This is a genomic window from Streptomyces similanensis, assembly GCF_039543625.1.
Lineage (GTDB): Bacteria > Actinomycetota > Actinomycetes > Streptomycetales > Streptomycetaceae > Streptomyces > Streptomyces similanensis.
In genome coordinates this window covers 30538-55378 of sequence record NZ_BAABKC010000044.1, presented here as the reverse complement: position 1 = coordinate 55378, position 24841 = coordinate 30538, and the positions used below count along the sequence as shown (strand labels likewise).

18 protein-coding genes and 1 pseudogene are annotated in these 24841 nt (G+C 73.3%); 16 read left to right on the top strand and 3 right to left on the bottom strand.

The window, feature by feature from the left end:
- Window position 1 precedes the first annotated feature (1 nt).
- The gene (locus tag ABEB07_RS14375) at window positions 2-982 is read right to left on the bottom strand and encodes an ATP-binding protein (protein ID WP_164583819.1); all 981 of its coding nucleotides are present in this window, start codon (window positions 980-982) and stop codon (window positions 2-4) included.
- 100 nt (window positions 983-1082) lie between these two features.
- Between ABEB07_RS14375 and ABEB07_RS14370 the strand changes: the two genes are divergently transcribed.
- On the top strand, window positions 1083-1910 hold the full coding sequence (locus tag ABEB07_RS14370) for a Fic family protein (RefSeq protein WP_345668660.1): 828 nt from the start codon (window positions 1083-1085) through the stop codon (window positions 1908-1910).
- A gap of 448 nt (window positions 1911-2358) precedes the next feature.
- On the opposite strand, the gene ABEB07_RS14365 is transcribed toward ABEB07_RS14370, so the two are convergent.
- The gene (locus ABEB07_RS14365) at window positions 2359-3192 is read right to left on the bottom strand and encodes an HAD family hydrolase (RefSeq protein ID WP_164583817.1); all 834 of its coding nucleotides are present in this window, start codon (window positions 3190-3192) and stop codon (window positions 2359-2361) included.
- Window positions 3193-3773: 581 nt separating this feature from the next.
- Between ABEB07_RS14365 and ssd the strand changes: the two genes are divergently transcribed.
- From ssd to ABEB07_RS14330, 7 genes and pseudogenes are all read left to right on the top strand, one after another.
- Window positions 3774-4877, top strand: coding sequence for a septum site-determining protein Ssd (gene ssd, locus ABEB07_RS14360; protein WP_345668659.1), 1104 nt, complete (start codon window positions 3774-3776; stop codon window positions 4875-4877).
- Between the two features lie 125 nt (window positions 4878-5002).
- Window positions 5003-6178, top strand: coding sequence for a TadA family conjugal transfer-associated ATPase (locus ABEB07_RS14355; RefSeq protein ID WP_345668658.1), 1176 nt, complete (start codon window positions 5003-5005; stop codon window positions 6176-6178).
- Between the two features lie 7 nt (window positions 6179-6185).
- Window positions 6186-7061, top strand: coding sequence for a type II secretion system F family protein (locus ABEB07_RS14350; RefSeq protein WP_345668934.1), 876 nt, complete (start codon window positions 6186-6188; stop codon window positions 7059-7061).
- Window positions 7058-7852, top strand: coding sequence for a type II secretion system F family protein (locus tag ABEB07_RS14345; protein ID WP_345668657.1), 795 nt, complete (start codon window positions 7058-7060; stop codon window positions 7850-7852). The genes ABEB07_RS14350 and ABEB07_RS14345 overlap by 4 nt, the downstream gene beginning before the upstream one ends.
- Window positions 7853-8060: 208 nt before the next feature.
- On the top strand, window positions 8061-8261 hold the full coding sequence (locus ABEB07_RS14340; RefSeq protein WP_345668656.1) for a DUF4244 domain-containing protein: 201 nt from the start codon (window positions 8061-8063) through the stop codon (window positions 8259-8261).
- The gene (locus ABEB07_RS14335) at window positions 8248-8640 is read left to right on the top strand and encodes a TadE family type IV pilus minor pilin (protein WP_345668655.1); all 393 of its coding nucleotides are present in this window, start codon (window positions 8248-8250) and stop codon (window positions 8638-8640) included. The genes ABEB07_RS14340 and ABEB07_RS14335 overlap by 14 nt, the downstream gene beginning before the upstream one ends.
- Window positions 8637-8912: pseudogene (locus tag ABEB07_RS14330) on the top strand (Rv3654c family TadE-like protein); the annotation flags it as partial. The gene ABEB07_RS14335 and the pseudogene ABEB07_RS14330, both read left to right, overlap by 4 nt.
- A gap of 86 nt (window positions 8913-8998) precedes the next feature.
- Here ABEB07_RS14330 and ABEB07_RS14325 read toward each other — a convergent pair.
- Window positions 8999-11491 (bottom strand): DEAD/DEAH box helicase, encoded by a 2493-nt coding sequence (locus tag ABEB07_RS14325; RefSeq protein ID WP_345668654.1) that lies wholly within the window; start codon window positions 11489-11491, stop codon window positions 8999-9001.
- Between the two features lie 82 nt (window positions 11492-11573).
- Between ABEB07_RS14325 and bldG the strand changes: the two genes are divergently transcribed.
- The 8 genes from bldG to tmk all read left to right on the top strand — a co-directional run.
- Window positions 11574-11915, top strand: coding sequence for an anti-sigma factor antagonist BldG (bldG, locus tag ABEB07_RS14320; RefSeq protein ID WP_009189842.1), 342 nt, complete (start codon window positions 11574-11576; stop codon window positions 11913-11915).
- A 107-nt stretch (window positions 11916-12022) separates the two neighbouring features.
- Window positions 12023-12454, top strand: coding sequence for an ATP-binding protein (locus ABEB07_RS14315; protein WP_345668653.1), 432 nt, complete (start codon window positions 12023-12025; stop codon window positions 12452-12454).
- Between the two features lie 834 nt (window positions 12455-13288).
- Window positions 13289-15700 carry a sodium-translocating pyrophosphatase gene (locus ABEB07_RS14310; RefSeq protein WP_345668652.1) on the top strand — a complete coding sequence of 804 codons (2412 nt, stop codon included), beginning with the start codon at window positions 13289-13291 and terminating at the stop codon, window positions 15698-15700.
- A 283-nt stretch (window positions 15701-15983) separates the two neighbouring features.
- A complete protein-coding gene (locus tag ABEB07_RS14305) occupies window positions 15984-16658 on the top strand; it encodes a small secreted protein (protein WP_345668651.1) in 675 nt (224 codons plus the stop codon).
- A gap of 160 nt (window positions 16659-16818) precedes the next feature.
- Window positions 16819-18339 carry a class I SAM-dependent methyltransferase gene (locus ABEB07_RS14300; protein ID WP_345668650.1) on the top strand — a complete coding sequence of 507 codons (1521 nt, stop codon included), beginning with the start codon at window positions 16819-16821 and terminating at the stop codon, window positions 18337-18339.
- 204 nt (window positions 18340-18543) lie between these two features.
- Window positions 18544-18741 carry a hypothetical protein gene (locus ABEB07_RS14295; RefSeq protein ID WP_345668649.1) on the top strand — a complete coding sequence of 66 codons (198 nt, stop codon included), beginning with the start codon at window positions 18544-18546 and terminating at the stop codon, window positions 18739-18741.
- A gap of 259 nt (window positions 18742-19000) precedes the next feature.
- The gene (gene topA / locus ABEB07_RS14290) at window positions 19001-21868 is read left to right on the top strand and encodes a type I DNA topoisomerase (protein ID WP_345668648.1); all 2868 of its coding nucleotides are present in this window, start codon (window positions 19001-19003) and stop codon (window positions 21866-21868) included.
- Window positions 21869-22154: 286 nt separating this feature from the next.
- Window positions 22155-24841, top strand: a 2687-nt coding sequence (tmk, locus tag ABEB07_RS14285) for a dTMP kinase (protein ID WP_345668647.1), incomplete at its 3' end; no start/stop codon positions are given.

Here is a 24841-nt window from a genome sequence, read left to right as displayed (position 1 = left end):
GTCAAGCGGGGGTGGTGACGCCCTCGCGCAGGACGAATCCGGGGTCGATCTGCGCCGCCAGATCGGCCCCCGTCCGCTCGTTGCCCCAGGAGGCGGCGTTCTTCAGGTGGAAGTGGGCCATCTGCTGGGTGTACCGCTCCCAGTCGCGCAGCTCGTAGGTGGCGTCGGCGGCCACCTGAAGCAGGCGCAGGGCCCGGCGGTCGGCGTCGTCCAGGAACTCGAACCGGGGCGGCCGGCCCTTCTCCATGGCGCGTACCCAGTCCGAGTGCCCGACGGTCACGAGCAGGTCCTCGCCGACCTCGGCGCGCAGGAAGTCCAGGTCGTCCTGGCCCTGCACCTTGTTGCCGACGACCCTCAGCACGACGCCGAAGTCCCGGGCGTACTCCTTGTACTGGCGGTAGACGGAGACCCCCTTCCGGGTCGGCTCGGCGACGAGGAACGTGATGTCGAAGCGGGTGAACATCCCGGAGGCGAAGGAGTCGGAGCCGGCCGTCATGTCGACCACGACGTACTCGTCGCGGCTGTCCACCAGGTGGTTCAGGAACAGCTCCACCGCTCCGGTCTTGGAGTGGTAGCAGGCGACCCCCAGGTCGGCGTCCGTGAAGGGGCCGGTGACCATCAAACGCGCGGCGCCGCCGTCGAGTTCCACCTCCCGGGCGCAGGCGTCGTAGACCGGGTTGTCCTCGCTCACGCGCAGCAGCCGTGAGCCCTCACCGGGCGGAGTGGTCTTGATCATCGTCTCCGCGGAGGCGATACGGGGGTTGTCGCCGCGCAGATAGTCCTTGATCAGCGGCAGCCGGTCGCCCATCGCGGGCAGCGCCGTCGCCTCGGACTCCTCCAGGCCCAGCGCGCAGCCCAGGTGCTGGTTGATGTCCGCGTCCACGGCGACGACCGGTGCGCCGGCCGCCGCGAGGTGCCGGACGAAGAGGGAGGACAGAGTGGTCTTGCCGCTGCCGCCCTTCCCGACGAAAGCAATTTTCATGTTCACCAAGCGTAGTGGGGCGCATGCGCTGGGTGGTGCCTCGCGTGAAGAAGACCACTCCTTCGGGGAAGGGGCCGTACGGGTGCGTAGGGTCGGACTCATGAGTACGACAGGCGCGACCGCCGACCCGCTCGCGGCCCTGGGCTCCCTGCCCGGTGTGGCCGAGTCCGTGGAGTCCGTGCGCAAGGCAGTGGACCGGGTCTACGGGCACCGGATCATGCGGCGCCGGAGCAACGCGATCACCTCGGAGGCGGCGCTGCGCGGCGCACGCGGCTCCGCGGCGCTGTCCGGCGCGGACTGGGCCCTGGAGGAGGTGCGCCGGCGCACGGACTTCAGTGGCGACGCCGAGGCGCGGGTCCTGGGCGCGGCCCTGCGGCTGACGGCCGAGGCCGGCCAGCTGCTGTCGATCTGGCGGCAGTCGCCGCTCAGAGTCCTGGCCCGGCTGCACCTGGTGGCCGCCGCGGGACGCGAGGACGCCGCCGTCGGGCGGCCGCGCCAGGCGGGCGAGCCCGTCGACGAGCCGCTGGTCGAGCTGGCGCCGCCGGGCGCGGCCGAGGTCTCCGGGCGGCTGGAGGGGCTGTCGCAGCTGATCATCGCGGGCAGTTCGGCGCCCGCTCTGGTGACGGCCGCCGTCGTGCACGGCGAGCTGCTGGCGCTGCGTCCCTTCGTCTCCCACAACGGCCTGGTCGCACGGGCGGCCGAGCGCATCGTCCTGGTCGGCAGCGGCCTGGACCCGAAGTCGATCTGCCCGGCCGAGGTCGGCCACGCGGAGCTGGGCCGGGCCGCGTATGTGGCCGCTCTGGACGGCTATGTCTCCGGCACCCCCGACGGCATGGCGGCCTGGATCACCCACTGCGCCAGGGCGGTCGAGCTGGGCGCACGCGAGTCGACGGCGGTCTGCGAGGCGCTGCAGCGCGGAGCGGCGTAGGACGCGGGCGGCGCAGGGGAACGGCGCCGGGCGGGCGGCGGCGGACGGGCGTCGGCGCTGCGCCCGGAACGGCCGCGCACAGGGTTGCGGCGGTACGAATACTCGTACCGCCGCCGGCATGACCACCCGGTTACCAAGCGTCCTCGAAATGTCGCCCATCAGGCCGGGATCTTTGCCCGTCACCTGGTGCGGCTGGCCCGTAATCGACGGGTCGACGTCGCGTGGGTGCCCGGTGTTCATGCTTCGGTCCGTGGGGCCAAATGCGTTTTAAAGGTGATCCTTTCGGATGTCCTTCGGTCTCGCGGGCCGTTGAGTCCTTTGTACTGCAAGCGAGGGGCAAGCGGAACCCCTCGTCACACTTCTTTACTTTCAGGTTCAAACGTGAACTAAACGGGCGGGCCGGGCCCCGGGTGGAATTCCGTGTCCCTGTTAACGGGGCCGCGGGCGGTCAGGCGATCGCGCCCCGGCGCCGGCTCGCGTACCAGACCAGCCCGGCCGTCGCCGCCGCCGCTCCCACCGCGGCCATCGCGACGAGGGCCGGTCGGGGCGGCACCGAGAACCCGGGCAGCCGTTGCTTGAGCCGCACGGGCCGGTGGAAGTCGAGGATCGGCCATTCGCGCGCGACGGCCTCCCGGCGCAGCGCGCGGTCCGGGTTCACGGCGTGCGGGTTGCCCACCGACTCCAGCATCGGCACGTCGGTGACGGAGTCGCTGTAGGCGTAGCACCGGTCGAGGTCGTACCCCTCGGACCGGGCCAGCTCACGGACGGCCTCCGCCTTCGTCGGGCCGTAGGCGTAGTACTCCACCTCGCCGGTGAAGCAGCCGTCCTCGCCCACCACCATCCGGGTGGCCACCACCCGGTCGGCGCCCAGCAGTTCGCCGATGGGTTCGACCACCTCCGCGCCCGACGTGGAGACGATGACGACGTCGCGTCCGGCGCGGTGGTGCTCCTCGATGAGGGAGGCGGCCTCGTCGTAGATGATCGGGTCGATCAGGTCGTGCAGCGTCTCGGCGACGATCTCTTTGACCTGCCGCACGTTCCAGCCGCGGCACAGCGCGGACAGGTACTCGCGCATCCGCTCCATCTGGTCGTGGTCGGCGCCGCCGGCGAGGAAGACGAACTGGGCGTACGCGGTGCGCAGTACGGCCCTGCGGTTGATCAGTCCGCCCTGGTAGAACGACTTGCTGAAGGTGAGCGTGCTCGACTTCGCAATGACCGTCTTGTCCAGGTCAAAGAAGGCCGCTGTGCGGGGCAAGGAGTGGTTTTCCACAACCCTGAGCATAGGGGCAGCCCATTCGGCGTAAGGTGGGCGCGTGGGTTTGCCTGAGAGGGCTCTCGGGTACACCATGGAAGTCACGGATCGTTCGCGACCGTGCTAACCCGGTCCGACTCCTCCCCCCCCGAGTCGGCCGTGGAGACGACCCCCGCTCTCCCCCCCGGCGGGGGTCGTCGCATGTCCGGATGCGTTTCGCCCCTTCCCCGCGTGGCCGCGTGCCGCCGTCGCCGTGCCGTACAGCCGCTGTCGCCGCTTCCGTGATCCGTGACCGTGAGTAGTTGTAGCGCTGCTCTGTGGAAGTCGCACCCGAGTCGGTGGATGAGTCACCGGTACGGGTGACGGCCATTTTCACAACCATCGAGTTGTCCACAGATTTCGATCAAGATCCACATCATTTTCCGGAACGCTGCACCGTGATTCCTGCGCGCTCCGCCGACGGCCGAGTTCATGACCGGTTCCGTTTGCCGGGCGCGTATGGCCGGATTCTGTCGGCCGCCATATGGAGGCCGTTCGCCGGTTCTTCACATGTTCCCGATGCGCGGGACCGCAGGGGTCTCGCGCCGGACGCAGCCAAGGGGGACACACCCGTGACCGGAACCGTCACACACGACCCGCCGCCCAGCGCCGCGGGGCGGCAGGGCAGACCACTGATCGTCACCGAGGACGCGGAGTTGCTCGACGACCTGCTGCGCCTGTGCGCGGCAGCGGGCGCGACGCCGGAAGTCCATCCCACGGTGCCCGAGCGCGGCGGCGGTTGGGAGGCCGCGCCGCTGGTGCTGGTCGGCGACGACGCCGCCCGGCGGGTGCGCGGAGCCGCGCGCAGACGCGGAGTGGTGCTGGTCGGCCGGGATCAGGACGACCCTGGCGTCTGGCGGCGGGCCGTCGAGATCGGCGCCGACCACGTGCTGGTGCTGCCCGACGGCGAGCAATGGCTGGTCGACCGGATCGCCGACGTCGCCGAGGGCGTCGGCCGGCCCGCCCTGACCGTCGGTGTCATCGGCGGCCGCGGCGGGGCCGGGGCGTCGACGCTGGCCTGTGCGCTGGCCGTCACCGCCGCGCGGGAGGGCCTGCGCACGCTTCTGGTGGACGCCGACCCGCTGGGCGGCGGACTCGACGTACTGCTCGGCGGCGAGACGGCCGAGGGACTGCGCTGGCCGGCGTTCGCCGCCTCGCGCGGCCGGGTCGGCGGCGGCGCCCTGGAGGAGTCGCTGCCCGAGCTGCACTCCCTCCGGGTGCTCAGCTGGGACCGGGGCGACTGCGTCACCGTGCCGCCGCAGGCGGTCCGCGCGGTGCTTGCCGCGGCCCGCCGGCGCGGCGGTGCGGTGGTGGTCGACCTGCCCCGGCGCGTGGACGAAGCGGTCGCCGAGGTGCTCACGCAGCTCGACGTCGGGCTGCTCGTCGTCCCCGCCGAACTGCGCGCCGTGGCCGCCGCCGCACGGGTGGCCTCCGCCGTCGGGATGGTCCTGCGGGACCTGCGGGTGGCCGTCCGGGGCCCGTACGCGCCCGGTCTGGATGCTCGCGAGGTGGCCCGGCTGCTCGGTCTGCCACTGCTGGGCGAGGTGCCCGTGGAGTCCGGGCTGCGCCGCGTCGGCGAGGGCCGGACACCGCCCGGCGCGACCGCGCGCGGTCCGCTGGCCCGGTTCTGCACCGCCTTCTGGGAGCGGGCGCTGACCGAGGCGGGCACCGCATGAGGCCGGCGGCCGAGCAGCGGCGCCGCACCGATGCGCCGGGCGCGCGGACAGGCGCACGAAGCGCGCCCGGAGCGGCCGGCCCGCCCGGACCGGTCGGCGCGCCCGGCGCGGCCTCCGGGCCCGGGATGTCCGCCGACCTGTTGGACGGCGTACGGCAGTGGCTCGCGCGCAGCGGGGCCGAGCCGACACCCGCGCGCGTGGCGCAGGCGCTGCGCGAACAGGGCCGGGTGCTCGGGGACGCGGAGGTCCTCGGCGCGGCCGAGCGGCTGCGCTCGGAACTGATCGGCAGCGGCCCGCTGGAGCCCCTGCTCGCCGACCCGTCCGTGACCGACGTCCTCGTCTCGGGCCCGGACCAGGTCTGGGTGGACCGGGGCGGCGGACTGGAGCGGGTCCCCGTCGCCTTCCCCGACGCGGCGGCCGTACGGCGCCTGGCGCAGCGTCTGGCCGCGGTGGCCGGCCGGCGGCTGGACGACGCCCGGCCGTGGGTCGACGCCCGGCTGCCCGACGGCACCCGGTTGCACGCGGTGCTGCCCCCGGTCGCGGTCGGCTGCGCCTGTCTGTCCCTGCGGGTCGTCCGGCCACGCGCTTTCACGCTCGGCGAGCTGGTGGCGGCGGGCACGGTGCCACCGGGCGGGGACCGGGTGCTGCGGGCACTGATCGAGGCCCGCTTGTCCTTCCTCGTCAGCGGCGGGACCGGCACCGGCAAGACCACGCTGCTCAGCGCGCTGCTGGGGCTGGTCGGGCCGGGTGAGCGGATCGTGCTCGCGGAGGACTCCGCGGAGCTTCGGCCCGACCACCCGCACGTCGTCCGCCTGGAGACCAGACCCGCCAACCAGGAGGGCGCGGGCCTGGTCACCCTCGAGGACCTGGTGCGGCAGGCGCTGCGCATGCGGCCGGACCGGCTGGTCGTGGGCGAGGTGCGCGGCGGCGAGGTGGTCCATCTGCTGGCCGCGCTGAACACCGGCCACGAAGGCGGCTGCGGCACGGTGCACGCCAACGCGGCGGCGGACGTTCCCGCACGGCTGGAGGCGCTGGGCACCGCCGCCGGGCTGGACCGGGCCGCGTTGCACAGCCAACTGGCCGCCGCGCTGTCCGTGGTGGTGCATCTGGTGCGGGACCGCGCCGGACGGCGGCGGATCGCCGAGGTGCGCGTGCTGGAACGGGACGCCTCGGGGCTGGTGCGGACCGTGCCGGCGCTGCGCTGGGGCGCGGACGCGTTCGTGGCGCAACAGGGCTGGGAGCGGCTGCGGGGGCTGCTCCGCGCCGAGAGCGGGGAGGGAAACGGTGGGCGCAGTGGGTGAGTGGTCCATGGGGCCGACGACGGGGGCGGCGGTGCTGTGCGCCGGGGTGGCCGTATGGCTGGCCGGCGGGAGGCGTCGCACCGCTCGACGGGCGAGGTCGCTGTTCGCGGGCACCGGTGCGGACGCGGGTACGGGAGCGGTGGGTGTGGGGCCGCCCGGCTGGGACCGGGTGCGGGCCGAACTGGACCGGTTGCGCGGCAGGTCGGCGGTGGAGTGGTGGGCGCCGGTCGCCGGGCTGCTGCTGGCGGTGCTGGGCGCGTCCGTGCTGCCGGTGGTCGCGGGAGCGGCCGCGGTGCCGGTGCTGCGCCGTACCCGACTGGCCCGGACCGCGCGCCGGGCACGGGAGCGGCGGACGGACGCGGTGATCGCCCTGTGCGGGGCGCTCACCGGGGAGGTGCGGGCCGGACGGCAGCCCGGTGAGGCGCTGTTGTGCGCCGCGCGGGACTGTGGCGGTTTCGGCCAGGCCCGGGCGGCGGTGCTGGCGGCGGCGAGATTCGGCGGGGACGTGCCCGGCGCGTTGACCGTGGCCGCACGGCGGCCGGGTGCGGAGGGACTGCGCGGGCTCGCCGCCTGCTGGAGGGTGGCGGTGGACCAGGGCGCGGGCCTGGCGGCCGGACTCGACCGGCTCGAAGCGGCCCTGCGCGCGGAGCGCGACCAACGCAACGACCTGCGCGCACAGTTGGCGGGCGCTCGGGCCACCGCCGTGATGCTGGCCGGCCTGCCGGTCCTGGGGCTGCTGCTCGGCACGGCGATGGGCGCCGACCCGCTGCACGTGCTGCTGCACACCGGAGCCGGCCTGGGCTGCCTCGTCGTCGGCGGGGCGCTGGAGGGCGTCGGGCTGTGGTGGGTGTCGGGCATCGTGCGACGGGCGGAGGCGGCATGAGCGCGGACGTTGTCCACAGGCTGGGGACGATTGTGGGGGTCTCCGTACTCCTCTGGGCGGCGGTGCGCGGGCCGACGGCTCTGCGCCGGGAGCACAGAGCCAGGCGGCGACTGCTCTCGCTGCTGGACCCGGGGGCGGCCCGACGGGCGGAGCGCTCCGGGCTTCGGCTCCCCGTCCCGCGGGCGGCGCGGCGGTGGCTGCCGGTCGCGGGAGTCGTCGGCGCCGGGTGGGTGCTGATCGGCGGGCTCACCGGAACCGTCGTCGGGCTGGCCTGCGCGGCCGGGCTGTGGCGGTGGCGGCAGCGGGCCCTCGGCCGGCCCGAAGCGGAGTTCGACACGGCCGAGGCCGCCCGCCAGCTTCCCCTGGCCGCCGATCTGCTGGCCGCCTGCATCGCGGCCGGAGCCGGCCCCGTGATCGCCGCCCAGGCGGTCGGGGAGGCGCTGGGCGGAGCCGTGGGGGAAGCGCTGGCCCGGGGCGCGGCGGAGGTACGGCTCGGTGGCGCGCCGGCGGACGCCTGGCGTCGGCTCGCCTCGATACCGGGCGCCGCGGCGCTGGCACGGCTGCTGGAGCGGGCCGGTGAGTCCGGCCTGCCCGCCGCCGGACCGGTGGCGCGCCTCGCGGCCGACGTCCGCGCCGAGCGGTCGCGTTCGGCCACGGTCCGGGCCCGCAGAGCGGCCGTCCTGGTCACCGGTCCGGTGGGGCTGTGCTTCCTGCCCGCCTTCGTGGCGGTCGGCGTACTGCCCGTGGTGATCGGCCTGGCGGGCGGGGCGCTGAGAGGAGGTGGCGGCTGAGGCGGCGGTGGAGGCGCACGGCGCGCACGAGTGGATGCCGTACGCAGGCTCGCACGGCATGAGACGCACGGCATGGGACGTGCGGCATGGGACGTGCGGCATGGGACGTGCGGTGCGCGAGGCGTGCACCGCACGGAACGCGGGACACGACCGCCGCGAAGGGCGCGGCGCGTCGGGAACGACGGAACGAGACCTCACGGGGGTTCTGATGTACGAGATGGTGCGGGCACGGCTGCGTGCCCTGGTGGGCCGGATGCGCCGGGACACGGGGATGGTCACCTCGGAGTACGCGATGGGCATCATCGCGGCGGTGGCGTTCGCCGTGCTGCTGTACGAGGTGGTGACCAGCGGACAGGTCAAGACCGAGCTGCAGAACATCGTGAAGCGGGCGCTCAGTGCCCGGATGTGAGCGTCGCCGCGGACGAGGGGGCGACCGGGGGTTCGTGACGGCGGAGGCCGGCATGGTCCTGCCCGTGCTGGTGCTGGTGGTGACCGCGCTGGTGTGGGGGCTGCTGGTCGTGGTCGCCCGGGTCCAGTGCGTGGACGCCGCCCGGGTGGGTGCGCGGGCCGCGGCGCGGCAGGACCCGGAGGACGCGGTCGTCGCGGCCGTCCGGGGCGCCGCGCCGCACGGGGCGAAGGTCACCGTGACCAGGGACGAAGGGCACGTTCGGGTGGTCGTGGCGGCCGCCCCGCCGGGGCTGGGGGCGCTGCCCTTCGCGATCCGGGAGCAGGCCGTGGCGGACGCGGAGGAGACGGTGGGGGCGCGGCCGGGGGAGGCGGCCTCATGAGGGACCGCTTCGCGGCCCGCGACCGCGGCTCGGCCACTGTGTGGAGCCTGGGCGCGATCACCCTGCTGTGCGTGGTGTTCGGTGTCGGCCTCGCACTGGGGCAGGCCGTGGTCACCCGGCACCGCGCGGCCGGGGCCGCCGACCTCGCGGCGCTGGCCGCGGCGGACCACTGGTCCGAGGGCGGTACGGCCGCCTGCGCCAGGGCGGACCGGCTGGCACGGGCGCAGCACACCCGGCTCGTGCGGTGCGCGATCGTGGGCGACACCTCCGATGTGACGGCGGTGTCGGAACGCGGGCCGTTCACGGCGCGGGCCCGGGCGAGGGCGGGGCCGGCGGCTCCCGGCCTCACCGGGGCGGGTCAAGGAGCCGCCGGTGCCTCCTCCGGTGCCTCTTCCTCCGGTTCCTCCGGGGCTCCCTTCAGCAGCACCGTCAGCAGGCGGACGGCGCCTCTCTTGTGGAGCGGATCGTTACCGTTGCCGCACTTGGGGGACTGGATGCAGGACGGGCACCCGGCGTCGCACTCGCAGGAGGCGATGGCCTCGCGGGTGGCGGTGAGCCAGGAGCGGGCGGTGTGGAAGGCGCGTTCCGCGAAGCCCGCGCCGCCCGGGTGGCCGTCGTAGACGAAGACCGTGGGCAGCAGCGTGTCCGGGTGCAGCGGGATCGAGACACCGCCGATGTCCCAGCGGTCGCAGGTCGCGAACAGGGGCAGCATGCCGATCGACGCGTGCTCGGCGGCGTGCAGGGCGCCGCCGAGGATCTCCGGATTGATCCGGGCCTCGTCGAGCTGGTCCTCGGTGACCGTCCACCACACGGCGCGGGTGCGCAGCGTACGAGGAGGGAGGTCGAGTTTCGTCTCACCCAGCACTTCACCGGTGATGACCCGTCGGCGCAGGAAGGAGACCACCTGGTTGGTGACCTCGACGGAGCCGTAGCAGAGGCGGCCGTCGCCCCAGGGGACGGTGACGTCCGTCTCCAGGACGGAGATGGCCGTCGTGTCGCGGGCGACCGTCGTGTAGGGCGGGTTCGCCTCTTCGACCAGGGCGACCGAGTCGTCCAGGTCGAGGGAGCGCACCAGGTAGGTACGGCCCTGGTGCAGGTGGACCGCGCCCTCGTGCACCGCCGTGTGGGAGGCGGCCTCGTCGACCGTGCCGAGCAGCCGTCCGGTGCCGGATTCCACGATCTGCACCGGCCGGCCGCCCTCACCGCGGATGTCCGTCAGGTCCGCCGCCCGCTCCCGGCGCGTCCAGTGCCAGGCCCTGGTCCGGCGGCGCAGCAGCTTCGCGGCCTCCAGCTGGGGCAGCAGGTCCGCGCACGCCGGCCCGAACAGGTCCACGTCCTCCTCGGTGAGGGGCAGCTCGGCGGCGGCCGCGCACAGGTGCGGGGCGAGGACGTAGGGGTTGTCGGGGTCGAGGACGGTGGATTCGACCGGCCGGTCGAACAGCGCCTCCGGGTGGTGGACGAGGAAGGTGTCCAGCGGGTCGTCGCGGGCGACCAGCACCGCCAGGGCGCCCTGCCCGGAGCGGCCCGCCCGGCCCGCCTGCTGCCACAGGGAAGCGCGGGTGCCGGGGTACCCGGAGATCACCACGGCGTCCAGGCCGGAGACGTCGACGCCTAGTTCCAGGGCGGTGGTGGCGGCCAGGCCCAGCAGCTCGCCGGAGTGCAGGGCGCGTTCCAGGGCGCGGCGCTCCTCGGGGAGGTAGCCGCCCCGGTACGCCGCGACACGCCGGGCCAGCGGCCGGTCGATCTCCGCCAGCCGTTCCTGGGCGATCACCGAGATCAGCTCGGCGCCGCGCCGGGAGCGTACGAAGGCGACCGAGCGGACGCCTTGCAGGGTGAGGTCGGTCAGCAGGTCGGCGGTTTCGGCGGTGGCGGTGCGGCGGACCGGGGCGCCCCGTTCGCCGTGCAGTTCGGTGAGCGGGGGCTCCCAGAGGGCGAACACCAGTTCACCGCGGGGCGAGGCGTCGTCGGCCACCTCCACCACGGGCAGCCCGGTGAGGCGTCCGGCCGCCGCCGAGGGCTCGGCCGCGGTCGCCGAGGCCAGCAGGAAGACGGGGGAGGCGCCATAACGCGCGCACAGCCGGCGCAGGCGGCGCAGAACCTGGGCGACATGGGAGCCGAAGACGCCCCGGTAGGTGTGGCACTCGTCGATGACGACGTACTTCAGGGCCCGCAGGAAGGAGGACCAGCGCGGGTGCGAGGGCAGGATGCCGCGGTGCAGCATGTCCGGGTTGGTCAGCACGTAGTTGGCGTACTGACGGACCCATTCGCGTTCTTCCACCGGCGTGTCGCCGTCGTACACGGCGGGGCGCACGGCGGTGCCCAGGGGGCGGGCGAGTTCCCGCACGGCGCGCTGCTGGTCGGCCGCCAGGGCCTTGGTGGGCGCCAGGTAGAGGGTGGTGGCGCCGCGGCCGTTGGCGGCCTCGGAGCCGTCCAGGAGCGTGGACAGCACCGGCACCAGATACGCCAGGGACTTGCCGGACGCCGTGCCCGTGGCGACGACCACCGAGTCCCCGTCGAGGGCGTGCTCGGCGACGCGTGCCTGGTGGGCCCACGGGTGCTCGATCCCGCACGCCTGGACGGCCGCGATGACCTCCGGACGAATCCGGTCCGGCCAGACGGCATGCCGACCCGCCCGCGGGGGCAAGTGCTCCGTATGAGTGATGCGTGCAGCCCGGCTCGGCCCCGAGGCGAGCCGGTCCAGGACCGCGCCCGGCGTCGGGCGGGTCGCGGCGTCCGTCGGGGATCCTTCGGATCGGTGATTCTTGGCCATTGGCACCGAGTGTGTCACCGGTGTGACGGACAATGGAGCCAAGGCGTCGTGCACGCCTGCCGGTAAGTGATTGAATGCCATCGCGGCTGGCGAACCGTCCCGGGGGGCTTCAAGCCGAGGTGCCCGAGGGGCGACCGCTCGATAGCAAGGTGCTGGAGGATCCGTGGACCTGTCCCTGTCGACCCGTACCGTCGGCGATCGTACGGTCGTCGAGGTCGGTGGCGAAATCGACGTATATACCGCGCCAAAGCTGCGCGAACAGCTGGTCGAGCTGGTGAACGACGGGAATTTCCACCTCGTCGTCGACATGGAGGGCGTGGACTTCCTCGACTCCACCGGGCTCGGCGTGCTGGTCGGCGGTCTGAAGCGAGTGCGTGCCCATGAGGGCTCGCTGCGCCTGGTCTGCAACCAGGAGCGCATTCTGAAGATCTTCCGCATCACCGGTCTGACCAAGGTGTTCCCGATCCACACCTCGGTCGACGAAGCGGTGGCGGCCACCGACTGACCGTCGGCCCCGGGCCGTCGTCCGGGGCGGAAGAAGTACACGCGGGGGACCGGGCTCTTCGGCGGCCCGGCCCCTCGACAGCACGCCCGTAGCTCCTAGGGGGATGCATGGCCACCGTCGAACTCCGCTTCAGCGCGCAGCCCGAGCACGTCAGGACCGCCCGGCTGGTGGCGGCAGCGGTGGCGCGCAGGGCCGGAGTCGACGAGGCCGTCCTCGACGAGGTCCGCCTCGCCGTCGGCGAGGCCTGCTCCCGTGCGGTGGGGCTGCACCGGAACGGCGGCATCGCCGCGCCGGTGACGGTGACGCTGACCGAGGAGGAGAAGCAGTTCTCCATCGCGGTCGGCGACGAGGCTCCGCACGCGTCGCACCATCCCGGGGAGGCCCCGGGGGCCGTGGACGAGGCGGAAGCCGAGGAGGACGAGATGGGCCTCGCGGTCATCAGCGGCCTCGTCGACGACGTGCAGGTCACGAGCGGTGAGGGCGGGGGCCGGATCAAGATGACCTGGCCGACGACTCCACCGGCCGTGGTGCTCACCTGAGCCGATGGCTGTTCAGGTTTGTTCAGTCTTTCAGGTTTGTTCAGTCTTTCAGCCGACGGGCCCCGCTCTCCAGCGGGGCCCGTCGGCGTGTCGGGTCACTCGGGTGCCGGTCGGGGTCACTCGGGTGCCGTAACGCCGGCTGGCTGATTCGGCGCCGTCAGCTGATCGACGCGGCGCGGCGCCGCCGTCCGGTGGGGCCGCCTGAGAGAGCGCCGCCGCTCCTCGGCTGTTCGAGCGCCCCGGCTTCGGGCCGGGAATTCCACTCCGGGCAGCCGAGCGGCCCGCTCCGGGCCGAAAGCCCCACTCCGAGTGGGCCGCCGCCGCGTGCCCTCAGGCCCAGCGGGCGGCACCGTTCCGCCCGATACCCCGGCTGCCCCTGGCACCCGCCGTCCCGGCGGAGGGCGTCGCTGCCCTGACGAGGCGGGTGAGCCTCCCGGCAGGGCCCCGACCCGACAGAGCGCCGACCCGACAGAGCGCCGACCCGGCCGGACGCCGACCCGGCCGGGCGCGTCCGGCTGTGCTGGTGGGCGCGCTCCGCCTCGTCCGCCCCGCGCGCCGCCGTGAGGCATCCGTTCCGCCGAAGCGGTGAAAAATGCCAGGCCTACGGTAGTCCTGCCATCATTTAGTGAATTCATTCACGATCGATAGCCTGATAATGGATCAGCGGTCAATGGTTTTGAGGCGTTACCGCTTTCGGGCCACCCGAGCATCGGGCGATCATTTGCTGATGAGCGGGTGGAGGCCGGTTCCATTTACCGCACACTGTTTAGATCGGGTTCCGGTACCTACAATCCGTCCACATCTTGAGCTCAGCCCAAGCGTCAAGGAGGACGAATGGCGGGGCTTTCTACCCCTCATCAGTTTGGCCAGCCCACAACCCTCGCAGCCGCCGTGCTGACCCACGACAATCGGATCATCGTGGTGGCCATCGCGGCCGTCGCGCTGGCCGCGCTCGTGGTCGCCGGAATCCTGGTGCGCCAGGTGCTCGCGGCGGGCGAAGGCACCGACAGCATGAAGAAGATCGCGGAAGCGGTGCAGGAAGGCGCCAACGCCTACCTCGGCCGGCAACTGCGCACGCTCGGCGTTTTCGCGGTCGTCGTGTTCTTCCTGCTCGCGCTGCTGCCCGCGGACAACTGGAATCAGCGCATCGGACGATCGGTGTTCTTCCTGATCGGCGCCGTCTTCTCGGCGGCCACCGGTTATATCGGCATGTGGCTCGCCGTGCGCAGCAATGTGCGCGTCGCCGCCGCGGCCAGGGAAGCGACTCCCGCGGCGGGCGAGCCGGAAAAGGATCTCGTCACCGTCTCGCACAAAGCCATGAAGATCGCTTTTCGTACCGGCGGCGTCGTCGGCATGTTCACGGTGGGGCTCGGTCTGCTGGGCGCCTCCTGTGTGGTGCTGGTGTACGCGGCGGACGCGCCGAAGGTGCTGGAGGGCTTCGGCCTCGGCGCCGCGCTGATCGCGATGTTCATGCGGGTCGGCGGCGGCATCTTCACCAAGGCCGCCGACGTCGGCGCCGACCTGGTCGGCAAGGTCGAGCAGGGCATTCCGGAGGACGATCCGCGCAATGCCGCGACCATCGCCGACAACGTGGGCGACAACGTCGGCGACTGCGCGGGCATGGCGGCCGACCTCTTCGAGTCCTACGCCGTCACCCTGGTGGCCGCGCTCATCCTCGGCAAGGCGGCCTTCGGCAACGACGGCCTCGCCTTCCCGCTGCTGGTCCCCGCGATCGGCGTGCTCACCGCCATGATCGGCATCTTCGCCGTGGCGCCGCGCCGCTCGGACCGCAGCGGCATGAGCGCGATCAACCGCGGCTTCTTCATCTCCGCGGTGATCTCGCTGGCCTTCGTCGCGGCGGCCGTCTACACCTACCTGCCGTCGTCGTACTCGGCCCTGACCGGCGTCACCGACGCGGCGATCCGCGGCAAGGACGGCGACCCGCGTGTCCTCGCCCTGGTCGCGGTGGCCATCGGCATCCTGCTCGCCGCCGTGATCCAGCAGCTGACCGGCTACTTCACCGAGACCACCCGGCGCCCGGTCCGCGACATCGGCAAGACCTCCCTCACCGGCCCGGCCACCGTTGTCCTCGCCGGTATCTCGATCGGCCTGGAGTCGGCCGTCTACACCGCCCTGCTGATCGGCCTCGGCGTGTACGGGGCGTTCCTGCTCGGCGGTACGTCGATCATGCTGGCGCTGTTCGCGGTCGCGCTGGCCGGCACCGGCCTGCTGACCACGGTCGGTGTGATCGTCGCCATGGACACCTTCGGCCCGGTCTCCGACAACGCGCAGGGCATCGCCGAGATGTCCGGCGACGTCGAGGGCGCGGGCGCACAGGTGCTCACCAACCTGGACGCGGTCGGCAACACCACCAAGGCCATCACCAAGGGCATCGCCATCGCCACCGCGGTCCTGGCGGCGTCGGCGCTGTTCGGGTCGTACCGCGACGCGATCACCACCGGCGCGCAGGACGTCGGGGCGAAGCTCACCGGGGCCGACGCGCCGATGACGCTGATCATGGACATCTCGCAGCCCAACAACCTGGTCGGCCTCATCGCCGGCGCGGCGGTCGTCTTCCTGTTCTCCGGGCTGGCGATCAACGCGGTGTCGCGGTCGGCGGGCGCGGTGGTCTTCGAGGTGCGGCGGCAGTTCCGCGAGAAGCCCGGGATCATGGACTACAGCGAGACGCCGGAGTACGGCAAGGTCGTCGACATCTGTACCAAGGACGCCCTGCGCGAACTCGCCACGCCCGGACTGCTCGCCGTGATGGCGCCCATCTTCATCGGATTCACGCTCGGCGTCGGCGCGCTCGGCGCCTACCTCGCGGGCGCGATCGGCGCGGGCACGCTGATGGCGGTGTTCCTCGCCAACTCCGGCGGCGCCTGGGACAACGCCAAGAAGCTGGTCGAGGACGGCCACCACGGCGGCAAGGGCAGCGAGGCCCACGCCGCCACGGTCATCGGGGACACGGTCGGCGACCCCTTCAAGGACACGGCGGGCCCCGCGATCAACCCGCTGCTGAAGGTGATGAACCTGGTGGCGCTGCTCATCGCGCCGGCGGTCATCAAGTTCTCCTACGGCGACCACAAGAGCATCGGCGTACGGATCCTGATCGCGGCGCTCGCGCTGCTCGTGATCGTCGGCTCGGTCTACGTTTCCAAGCGGCGCGGGATCGCCGTGGGGGACGAGGACGAGGAGGACGCCGAGCGGGTGGCCAAGCCGGCCGACCCCGCGGTGGTCTCGTAGCGGCCACCGGCTACCAGCGGCACCTCCGCGGTACCGGGATACCGACTCCGCACGACGGGCGGGCGGCGCGTTCGACGCGTCGCCCGCCCGTCGCGTCTGCGGTCCGCTCCTCGCCGCCCGTCGCTTGTGCGCGGTCCGCCCCGCCGGCTTTCGTGCGCGGGCCGGTTCACCGGGTCCCGTGAGCCTTCTCTCGCTTGGTGCAAATGGCTGCAAGCCGGTACACAAGGGGTGCCCGGACCATGGTCGTCGTCCCCATGGCGTGTATGTTCCGGGGCCGAGAGCCATGGAAGGGACCAATCCGGTGAACAAGAAGCTCGCGGCCGCGCTGTCCGGCGGTGCGGTACTGGTACTGGCACTGACGGGATGCTCCGGCAGCAGCGGCGCCGACGACAAGAACGACGCGCTCGACACCTGGGCCAAGCAGGTGTGCGACGGGGTGCAGCCGCAGGCGAAGAAGATCGAGGCCGCCAACGCCGCGATCCAGAAGGAGACCTCGGACAACAGCAGCCCGGCCGACGTCCAGAAGACCGACGCCCAGGCCTTCCAGGACATGTCCGACGCCTACAAGGCGATCGGCGCCACCGTGAGCAAGGCCGGCGCGCCCGACGTGGACAACGGCCGGAAGAAGCAGCAGGACGCGGTCAAGGAGCTGAACGACCTCGGCGCCTCCTACGCCACGCTCAAGCAGCAGGTGGACAAGCTCAACACCAAGAACCAGGCCAAGTTCGCCGACGGCCTCAAGGACATCGCCACCCAGCTGGACAAGCTGAGCCGGAGCGGCAGCGACGCGCTGAAGAACCTGGAGGAGGGCGACGTCGGCCAGGCGATGGCCAAGCAGCCGAGCTGCAAGTCCGCCTCCGCCACGGCGTCGGCCCCCGCCTCCGGATCCGGCTCCGCCGCCGACTCGGCGTCCGGCTCCGACTCGGCTTCCGACTCGGCCGCGCCGGCGAACGGCTGACCCGCCCGAGCCGTACGACCCGCCCGACCCGCCCGACCCGCCCGACCCGCCCGACCCGCCCGACCCGTACGACCCGTACGACGACCGTCCACGCGCGCGTGCCCGACACCGGTGCGGCACGCGCGCGTGCGATGTCGGTGGGAGCCGACACAATGGGGTCGTGAGTGACTCCAGCCTGCCCGCCCTGCCCACCGCCGACCGTCCGGACGTCGCCGCCCGGCTCCGGGACGCCCTGCTCGCCGTCTCCTTCACCGCGGACGGACTGCTCGAACTGCTCGGCGCGCCCGCGTACGCGGCGCTGGCCCGCAGCGAGACCGTGCCCGCGCTCCGGGCCACCCGCGGCGACACCCCGCTGGAGCTGCTGGTCCGGCTGTTCCTGCTGCAACAGCCCGTGTCGCACGCGCGCGTGTCGGACGTCCTGCCCGTCGAGGACTGCCTGGCGGCCGGCTGGCTGGTGCGCGCCGGGCAGGACGGGCTCGCCGCGACGGTGGACGTGCGGCCGTACGGCGGACTCGACGGCGAGGACTGGTTCATCGTGTCCGACCTCGGGTGCGCGGTCGGCGGCGCCGGCGGGATCGGCAGCCGCGAGGAAGGCGTCGTCCTCGGCGTCGGCGGCGCCTCCACGACCCTGGCCGGGATCACGGTCCGTACGCCCGTCGGCTCCGCGCTCGACCTCGGCGCCGGTTCCGGCATCCAGGCGCTGCACGCCGGCCGGCACGCCACGCGGGTGACCGCCACGGACGTCAACCCGCGCGCGCTGCACATCACCGCGCTCACGCTCGCGCTGTCCGGCGCCCCGGCCGCCGATCTGCGCCAGGGCTCGCTGTTCGAACCGGTGCGCGAGGGCGAGACGTTCGACCTGATCGTGTCCAACCCGCCGTTCGTCATCTCGCCCGGCGCCCGGCTGACGTACCGGGACGGCGGCATGGGCGGGGACGATCTGTGCCGCACGATCGTTCAGCAGTCGGGGGAGCGGCTGAACGAGGGCGGGTTCGCGCAGTTCCTCGCCAACTGGCAGCACGTGGAGGGGGAGGACTGGCAGGACCGGCTCAGGTCGTGGGTGCCCCGCGGGTGCGACGCGTGGATCGTGCAGCGCGAGGTGCAGGACGTCACGCAGTACGCCGAGCTGTGGCTCCGGGACGCCGGTGACCACCGCGACGACCCGGCGGAGTACCAGGCCCGGTACGACGCCTGGCTCGACGAGTTCGAGGCGCGCAAGGTGAAGGCGGTCGGCTTCGGCTGGATCACCCTGCGCCGGACGGACTCCGCCGAGCCCGTGATCACCGTGGAGGAGTGGCCGCACCCCATCGAGCAGCCGCTCGGCGAGACCGTGCGCGCGCACTTCGACCGCATCGCCTATCTGCGCGACCACGACGACGCGGCGCTGCTTGACGGGTTCTTCCGGCTGGCCCGCGAGATCGTGCAGGAGCAGGTCGGGTTGCCCGGCGCCGAGGACCCGGAGCACGTGGTGCTGCGCCAGCACCGCGGGATGCGGCGCGCCACGACGGTGGACACGGTCGGCGCGGGCTTCGCCGGCGTCTGCGACGGCACGCTGAGCGCCGGCCGCATCCTGGACGCCATCGCCCAGCTGGTGGGCGAGGACCCGGTGCTGCTGCGCGACCGCACCCCCGCGCAGATCCGGCTCCTGGTCGAACAGGGCTTCCTCGAACCGGGGAACTGAGAACCGGCGGGTCGGCGAGGCCCGTCTTCCACCATTTTTCGGTCATGTGCGCACGTGCCCGAACGGTTCCGCCCGGTGACCGGACACGGCCCGCCGGGCGCCCGCGCGCGTCCGGCCGTCCGGCGTTCACCGGAGGTTGGCCGCGCCGTCGCCCATGGGTGCCAGCCTGCCCGACCGGGGGACCGGAACGGGGAGGGGACGTACATGGAGAGCGGTCCGGCGATCTTCACGGGGGCGGTGTTCGCCCTGTTCGGAGTGGCTTTGCTGGGGTGGGTGGCGTACCGGACGCGGCACCGCGAACCGGTCGCGCTCGGCGTCGGCCGGACGGCCTCGGCGGCCCTCGCGACACTGGCCGCGCTGGCGTCCCTGGCCGCCGGCGCGTGGTGTCTCACGACGCTGTGAGAACGGTCGCAGCGCGGCGGCCCCGGTAACCGGCGCTGTACGTTCCGCATCGGCCCGAACGGGCCGGTCAGCGGTCCGGGCGGCAGGAAGGGCGGTAGTCGGGTTACCGTTCGAGTGGCCGTTGCGGGCTTTTCCCGTTTGACACGGGGGCGGGATGTACCGTCACACTCCGCAGCGTCAGCACGACCCGACCCCGGGTGCCACCAAGGCCTGGGGAGACCCAGCGAGATCCAGGCGTCGACCGGAGAGAAGAGCGAAGTTGTCCCCGACCAGCGAGACCGCACAGGGCGGCCGCCGACTCGTCATCGTCGAGTCGCCTGCCAAGGCGAAGACGATCAAGGGCTATCTCGGCCCCGGCTACGTCGTCGAAGCGAGCGTCGGGCACATCCGCGACCTTCCGAACGGCGCCGCGGAGGTCCCCGAGAAGTACACCGGCGAGGTCCGCCGCCTCGGTGTGGACGTCGAACACGACTTCCAGCCGATCTATGTGGTCAACGCCGACAAGAAGGCCCAGGTCAAGAAGCTCAAGGACCTGCTGAAGGACTCCGACGAGCTCTTCCTCGCCACCGATGAGGACCGCGAGGGCGAGGCCATCGCCTGGCACCTCCAGGAAGTGCTGAAGCCGAAGATCCCGGTCAAGCGCATGGTCTTCCACGAGATCACCAAGGACGCGATCCGGGCGGCCGTGGCCAACCCGCGCCAGCTCAACCAGAAGCTGGTCGACGCCCAGGAGACCCGCCGGATCCTCGACCGCCTCTACGGCTACGAGGTCTCCCCGGTGCTGTGGAAGAAGGTCATGCCGCGGCTGTCGGCCGGCCGTGTGCAGTCCGTCGCGACCCGGCTCGTGGTCGAACGGGAGCGCGAGCGCATCGCCTTCCGCTCGGCCGAGTACTGGGACCTGACGGGCACCTTCTCGACCGGCCGGGCCGGCGACCCGTCGGACCCGTCGTCGCTGGTCGCCCGCCTCCAGTCGGTCGACGGCCGGCGCGTGGCGCAGGGCCGCGACTTCGACTCCCTGGGGCAGCTGAAGACCGCGAACACCCTCCACCTCGACGAGGCGAACGCCCGCGCGCTCGCCGCCGCCCTGGAGAACACCGCCTTCTCCGTCCGGTCCGTCGAGTCCAAGCCGTACCGCCGCTCGCCGTACGCCCCGTTCCGTACGACGACGCTCCAGCAGGAGGCCAGCCGCAAGCTCGGCTTCGGCGCGAAGGCCACCATGCAGGTCGCGCAGAAGCTGTACGAGAACGGCTACATCACGTACATGCGTACGGACTCCACCACCCTGAGCGAGACGGCGGTCGCCGCCGCCCGCGCCCAGGTCACGCAGCTGTACGGCGCCGACTACCTGCCGCCGCAGCCGCGCACGTACGCCGGGAAGGTCAAGAACGCGCAGGAGGCGCACGAGGCGATCCGCCCCTCCGGCGACCGCTTCCGCACGCCCGCCGAGACCGGTCTGACCGGCGACCAGTTCAAGCTGTACGAGCTGATCTGGAAGCGGACCGTCGCCTCCCAGATGAAGGACGCGACCGGCAACTCCGTCACGGTCAAGATCGGCGGCCGGGCCGCCGACGGCCGGGACGTCGAGTTCAGCGCCTCCGGCAAGACGATCACCTTCCACGGCTTCCTGAAGGCGTACGTCGAGGGCGCCGACGACCCGAACGCCGAGCTGGACGACCGCGAGCGGCGGCTGCCGCAGGTCGCCGAGGGCGACGCGCTCGGCGCCGAGGAGATCACGGTCGACGGGCACGCCACCAAGCCCCCGGCCCGCTACACCGAGGCCAGCCTGGTCAAGGAACTGGAGGAGCGCGAGATCGGCCGCCCGTCGACGTACGCGTCGATCATCGGCACGATCCTCGACCGCGGCTACGTGTTCAAGAAGGGCACGGCCCTGGTGCCGTCCTTCCTGTCCTTCGCCGTGGTGAACCTTCTGGAGAAGCACTTCGGCCGGCTCGTCGACTACGACTTCACCGCCCGGATGGAGGACGACCTCGACCGCATCGCGCGCGGCGAGGCCCGCGCCGTGCCGTGGCTGAAGCGCTTCTACTTCGGCGAAGGCACCGGTGAGGGCGGCGCCGCCGACGCCGGCAACGGCGACGGCGACCACCTCGGCGGCCTCAAGGAACTGGTCACCGACCTCGGCGCCATCGACGCCCGCGAGGTGTCCTCGTTCCCGGTCGGCAACGGCATCGTGCTGCGGGTGGGCCGCTACGGGCCGTACATCGAGCGCGGCGAGAAGGACACCGAGGAGCACCAGCGCGCCGACATCCCGGACGACCTGGCGCCGGACGAGCTGAGCGTGGAGCTGGCCGAGGAACTCCTCGCCAAGCCCAGCGGCGACTTCGAACTGGGCACCGACCCGCAGACCGGGCACGCCATCGTCGCCAAGGCCGGCCGCTACGGCCCGTACGTCACGGAGATCCTCCCCGAGGGCACCCCGAAGACGGGCAAGAACGCGGTCAAGCCGCGCACGGCGTCCCTCTTCAAGACGATGGCCCTGGACACGGTGACCCTGGAGGACGCGCTCCGGCTCATGTCGCTGCCGCGCGTGGTCGGCGCCGACGCCGAGGGCCAGGAGATCACCGCGCAGAACGGCCGCTACGGCCCGTATCTGAAGAAGGGCACCGACTCGCGGTCGCTGCAGTCCGAGGACCAGCTCTTCACGATCACGCTGGAAGAGGCGCTGGCGATCTACGCCCAGCCCAAGCAGCGGGGCCGGGCCGCGGCCAAGCCGCCGCTGAAGGAACTGGGCGAGGACCCGGTCAGCGCGAAGCCGGTCGTGGTCAAGGACGGCCGCTTCGGGCCGTACGTCACCGACGGCGAGACCAACGCGACCCTGCGCTCCGGCGACAGCGTCGAGACGATCACGCCCGAACGCGGATTCGAGCTGCTCGCGGAGAAGCGCGCCAAGGGACCGGCCAAGAAGACCGCGAAGAAGGCGCCCGCCAAGAAGACGGCGGCCAAGAAGACGACGGCCACGGCGGCGAAGAAGACGGCCGCCAAGAAGACCGCCGCCAGGAAGACGACCACCGCCACCGCCAAGAAGACGACCACCGCCACCGCCAAGAAGACCGCGGCCAAGGCGACGACCGCCAAGAAGACGGCGTCCTCGAAGGCCGCGGAGGACTGATCCGGGGCGCGCGACCGACCCGGGCGCGCCGCGTCGCGCGCCCGCGCGGGCCCTCCTCGTGCGGGCGCTCCCCGTACGTGCGGGCGCTCCCGGGCGAGTGCTCCCCGCGCAGGCGTTCTCCGCGCGCGGGCGTTCTCCGCGCGGGGACAGGCCGAGTGGAGCGGGCCGGCCCGGTTCTTCACGTCTCGTTCGCGGAACGAACGCCCCGGCATCACTTTGGTGTCGGGGCGTGCACACGTTCGGGCGGTCACCACGTGTTGTCGGTGCGTCCCGATAGGCTGAACGCATGACGCGAGCCGAGCAGCCAACGGCCCCCACCACCGCCTCCGCCCCCGACGACGCGCTGGTGGCGGACTCCCGCGAGCGCGCCGTCCGGGCGCTGTTGCGCCGGCCGCAGCTGAAGCGGCTGTGGAGCGCACAGCTCGTGGGCGGGATCGGCGACACCCTCGCCCTCCTGGTGCTGGTCCTCCTCACCCTCCAGACAGCGGTCGCCGAGGGCTCCTTCGGCGGCGGTTACCGGGGCGCGGCGTTCGCGGTGGCGACCGTTTTCGCGGCGCGCATCGTGGCGACGGTGCTCTTCGGAGCGGTCCTCCTCGGTCCGCTCACCGCCCTCACCGCCCCCGAGGGGCCGCTCGACCGCCGCTGGACCATGGTCGGCGCCGACGGCGTGCGCGCCCTGCTGCTGATCGCCGCCCCGCTGTGGATCGACTGGACCCCCGGCCACGCGCTGACCCTCCTGCTGGTCACCGTCCTGGTCACCGGACTCGCCGAGCGGCTGTGGACGGTGTGCCGGGAGAGCGCGGCCCCCGCGCTGCTGCCCGCCCCGCCGCCCGAGGGCGCCACCGTCCGCCCGCTGCCCGACCACCTGGACGCCCTGCGCCGGCTCTCGCTGCGCACGAACTTCCTGGCGATCCCGCTGGCCGCCGCCGCCCTGGTCGTCGCCTCCCTGCTCAACAACCTGCTGGGCACGGGGCTCGCCTGGTTCGACCAGCACCAGGCGGCGCTCGCCTCCTACGTCGCGGCCGGACTGTTCGCCGCCTCCCTCGCCGTGCTGACCTACCTGGAACTGCCCGGCGCGCACACCCCGCGCGCGCGGTCGCCGCTCGAAGGACTGCGCCGCCCGAAGACCGGCGCCGGCGTCGACAAGGGCCGCACCGGGGCCGTCCCGCTGCTCGTGCTCGCCTCCGCGGCCGTCGCCGGGGCGATCGCCGCCGCGGTCGCCGTGTGCGCGCTGCACACCGCCGACCTGCGCGGCGGCCCGGTCCTCTACGGACTCGCGGTGCTCGCCGTCACCGGCGGCGTCGCGGCCGGCATCCGTACGGCGCCCAAGGCGCTCGTCACGCTGTCGCGGCGCCGGCTGCTGGCGCTGGCGATCGCCCTCACCGGCGTCGCCCTGCTCGCCGCCGGACTGGTCCCGGACGTCACCACCGTCCTGCTGCTCCTGGCCCTGGCCGGCGTGAGCGCGGGCGTCGCCGCCAACACCGGGCACACCCTGCTCGACCTGGAGGCCGAGGACTACCGCCGGCCGCGCATGACCGAGCACCTGCACGCGGTGGTCCGGGTCTTCATCGCCCTCGGCGCCGTGCTCGCCCCGGTGGTCGCCGCCGGAATCGGCCCGCACCGGCTGGAGAACGGCAAGTTCGTGTTCGCGCACGGCGGCGCCGCCTTCACGCTGATGCTGGTCGGCGCGCTGCTGCTGCCGGTGGCCGCGCTGGTCCTCGCCAAGGTCGACGACCGCTCCGGCGTACCGCTCCGGCAGGACCTGGTCGACGCCCTGCGCGGCGACGACCCGGTGACGGCGCCCGCCGCCTCGGGCTTCTTCATCGCCCTGGAGGGCGGCGACGGCGCGGGCAAGTCCACGCAGGCCGAGGCACTCGCCGACTGGATCCGCGCCAAGGGCCACGAGGTCGTCCTCACCCGCGAGCCGGGCGCCACGCCCGTCGGCAAGCGGCTGCGGTCCATCCTGCTGGACGTGTCCTCGCAGGGCCTGTCGCACCGCGCGGAGGCGCTGCTGTACGCCGCCGACCGCGCCGAACACGTCGACACGGTCGTACGGCCCGCCCTGGAGCGCGGCGCCGTGGTGATCACCGACCGCTACATCGACTCCTCCGTCGCCTACCAGGGCGCGGGCCGCGACCTGTCACCGACCGAGATCGCGCGGATCTCGCGCTGGGCGACGAACGGCCTGGTGCCGCATCTGACGGTCCTGCTCGACGTCTCCCCGGAGACGGCCCGCGAGCGGTTCACCGAGGCGCCGGACCGGCTGGAGTCGGAGCCGGCCGAGTTCCACGCGCGCGTGCGCTCCGGCTTCCTCGCCCTGGCCGCCGCCGACCCCGGCCGCTACCTCGTGGTCGACGCGGGTCAGGAGCCCGAAGCGGTGACCACCGTCGTCCGGCACCGGCTCGACCAGGTGCTGCCGCTGTCCGAGGCCGAGATCGCGGCCCAGGAGGAGGCACGGAAGAAGGCCGAGGAAGAGGCCCGGCTGCGCGCCGAGGAGGAGGCGCGGAAGAAGGCCGAGGAGGAGCGCCTGGAGCGGGAGCGCCAGGAGCAGCTCGCCCGGCTGCGCGCCGAGGAGGAGGAGCGCAAGCGGCGCGAGCTGGAGGAGGCCCAGCGCCGCGAGGCCGAACGGCAGGCCGAGGAGGCCCGGCAGCGGGCCGAGGACGCGCGCCGGCGCGCCGAGGAGGAGCGCGCCCGGCTGCTCGCCGAGGAGCAGGCCCGGGCGGAGGCCGAGGCCCGGCGCAAGGCCGAGGAGGAACGGCGGCTGCGGCAGGCCGAGGAGGAGGCCCGGCTGCACGCCGAGGCCGAGGCGCGGCGCCTGGAAAAGCAGCGCAAGGCGGAGGAGGCGCTGCTGCGGGCGGAGGAGGCCCGGCGGGCCGCCGAGCAGGCCCCGGCCGCCGAGCAGGCTCCGGCCGAGGCCGCCCCGGCCCCGACCGAGACGGCCGCCCCGGCCGCCCAGACCCCGGCCGCGCCCGC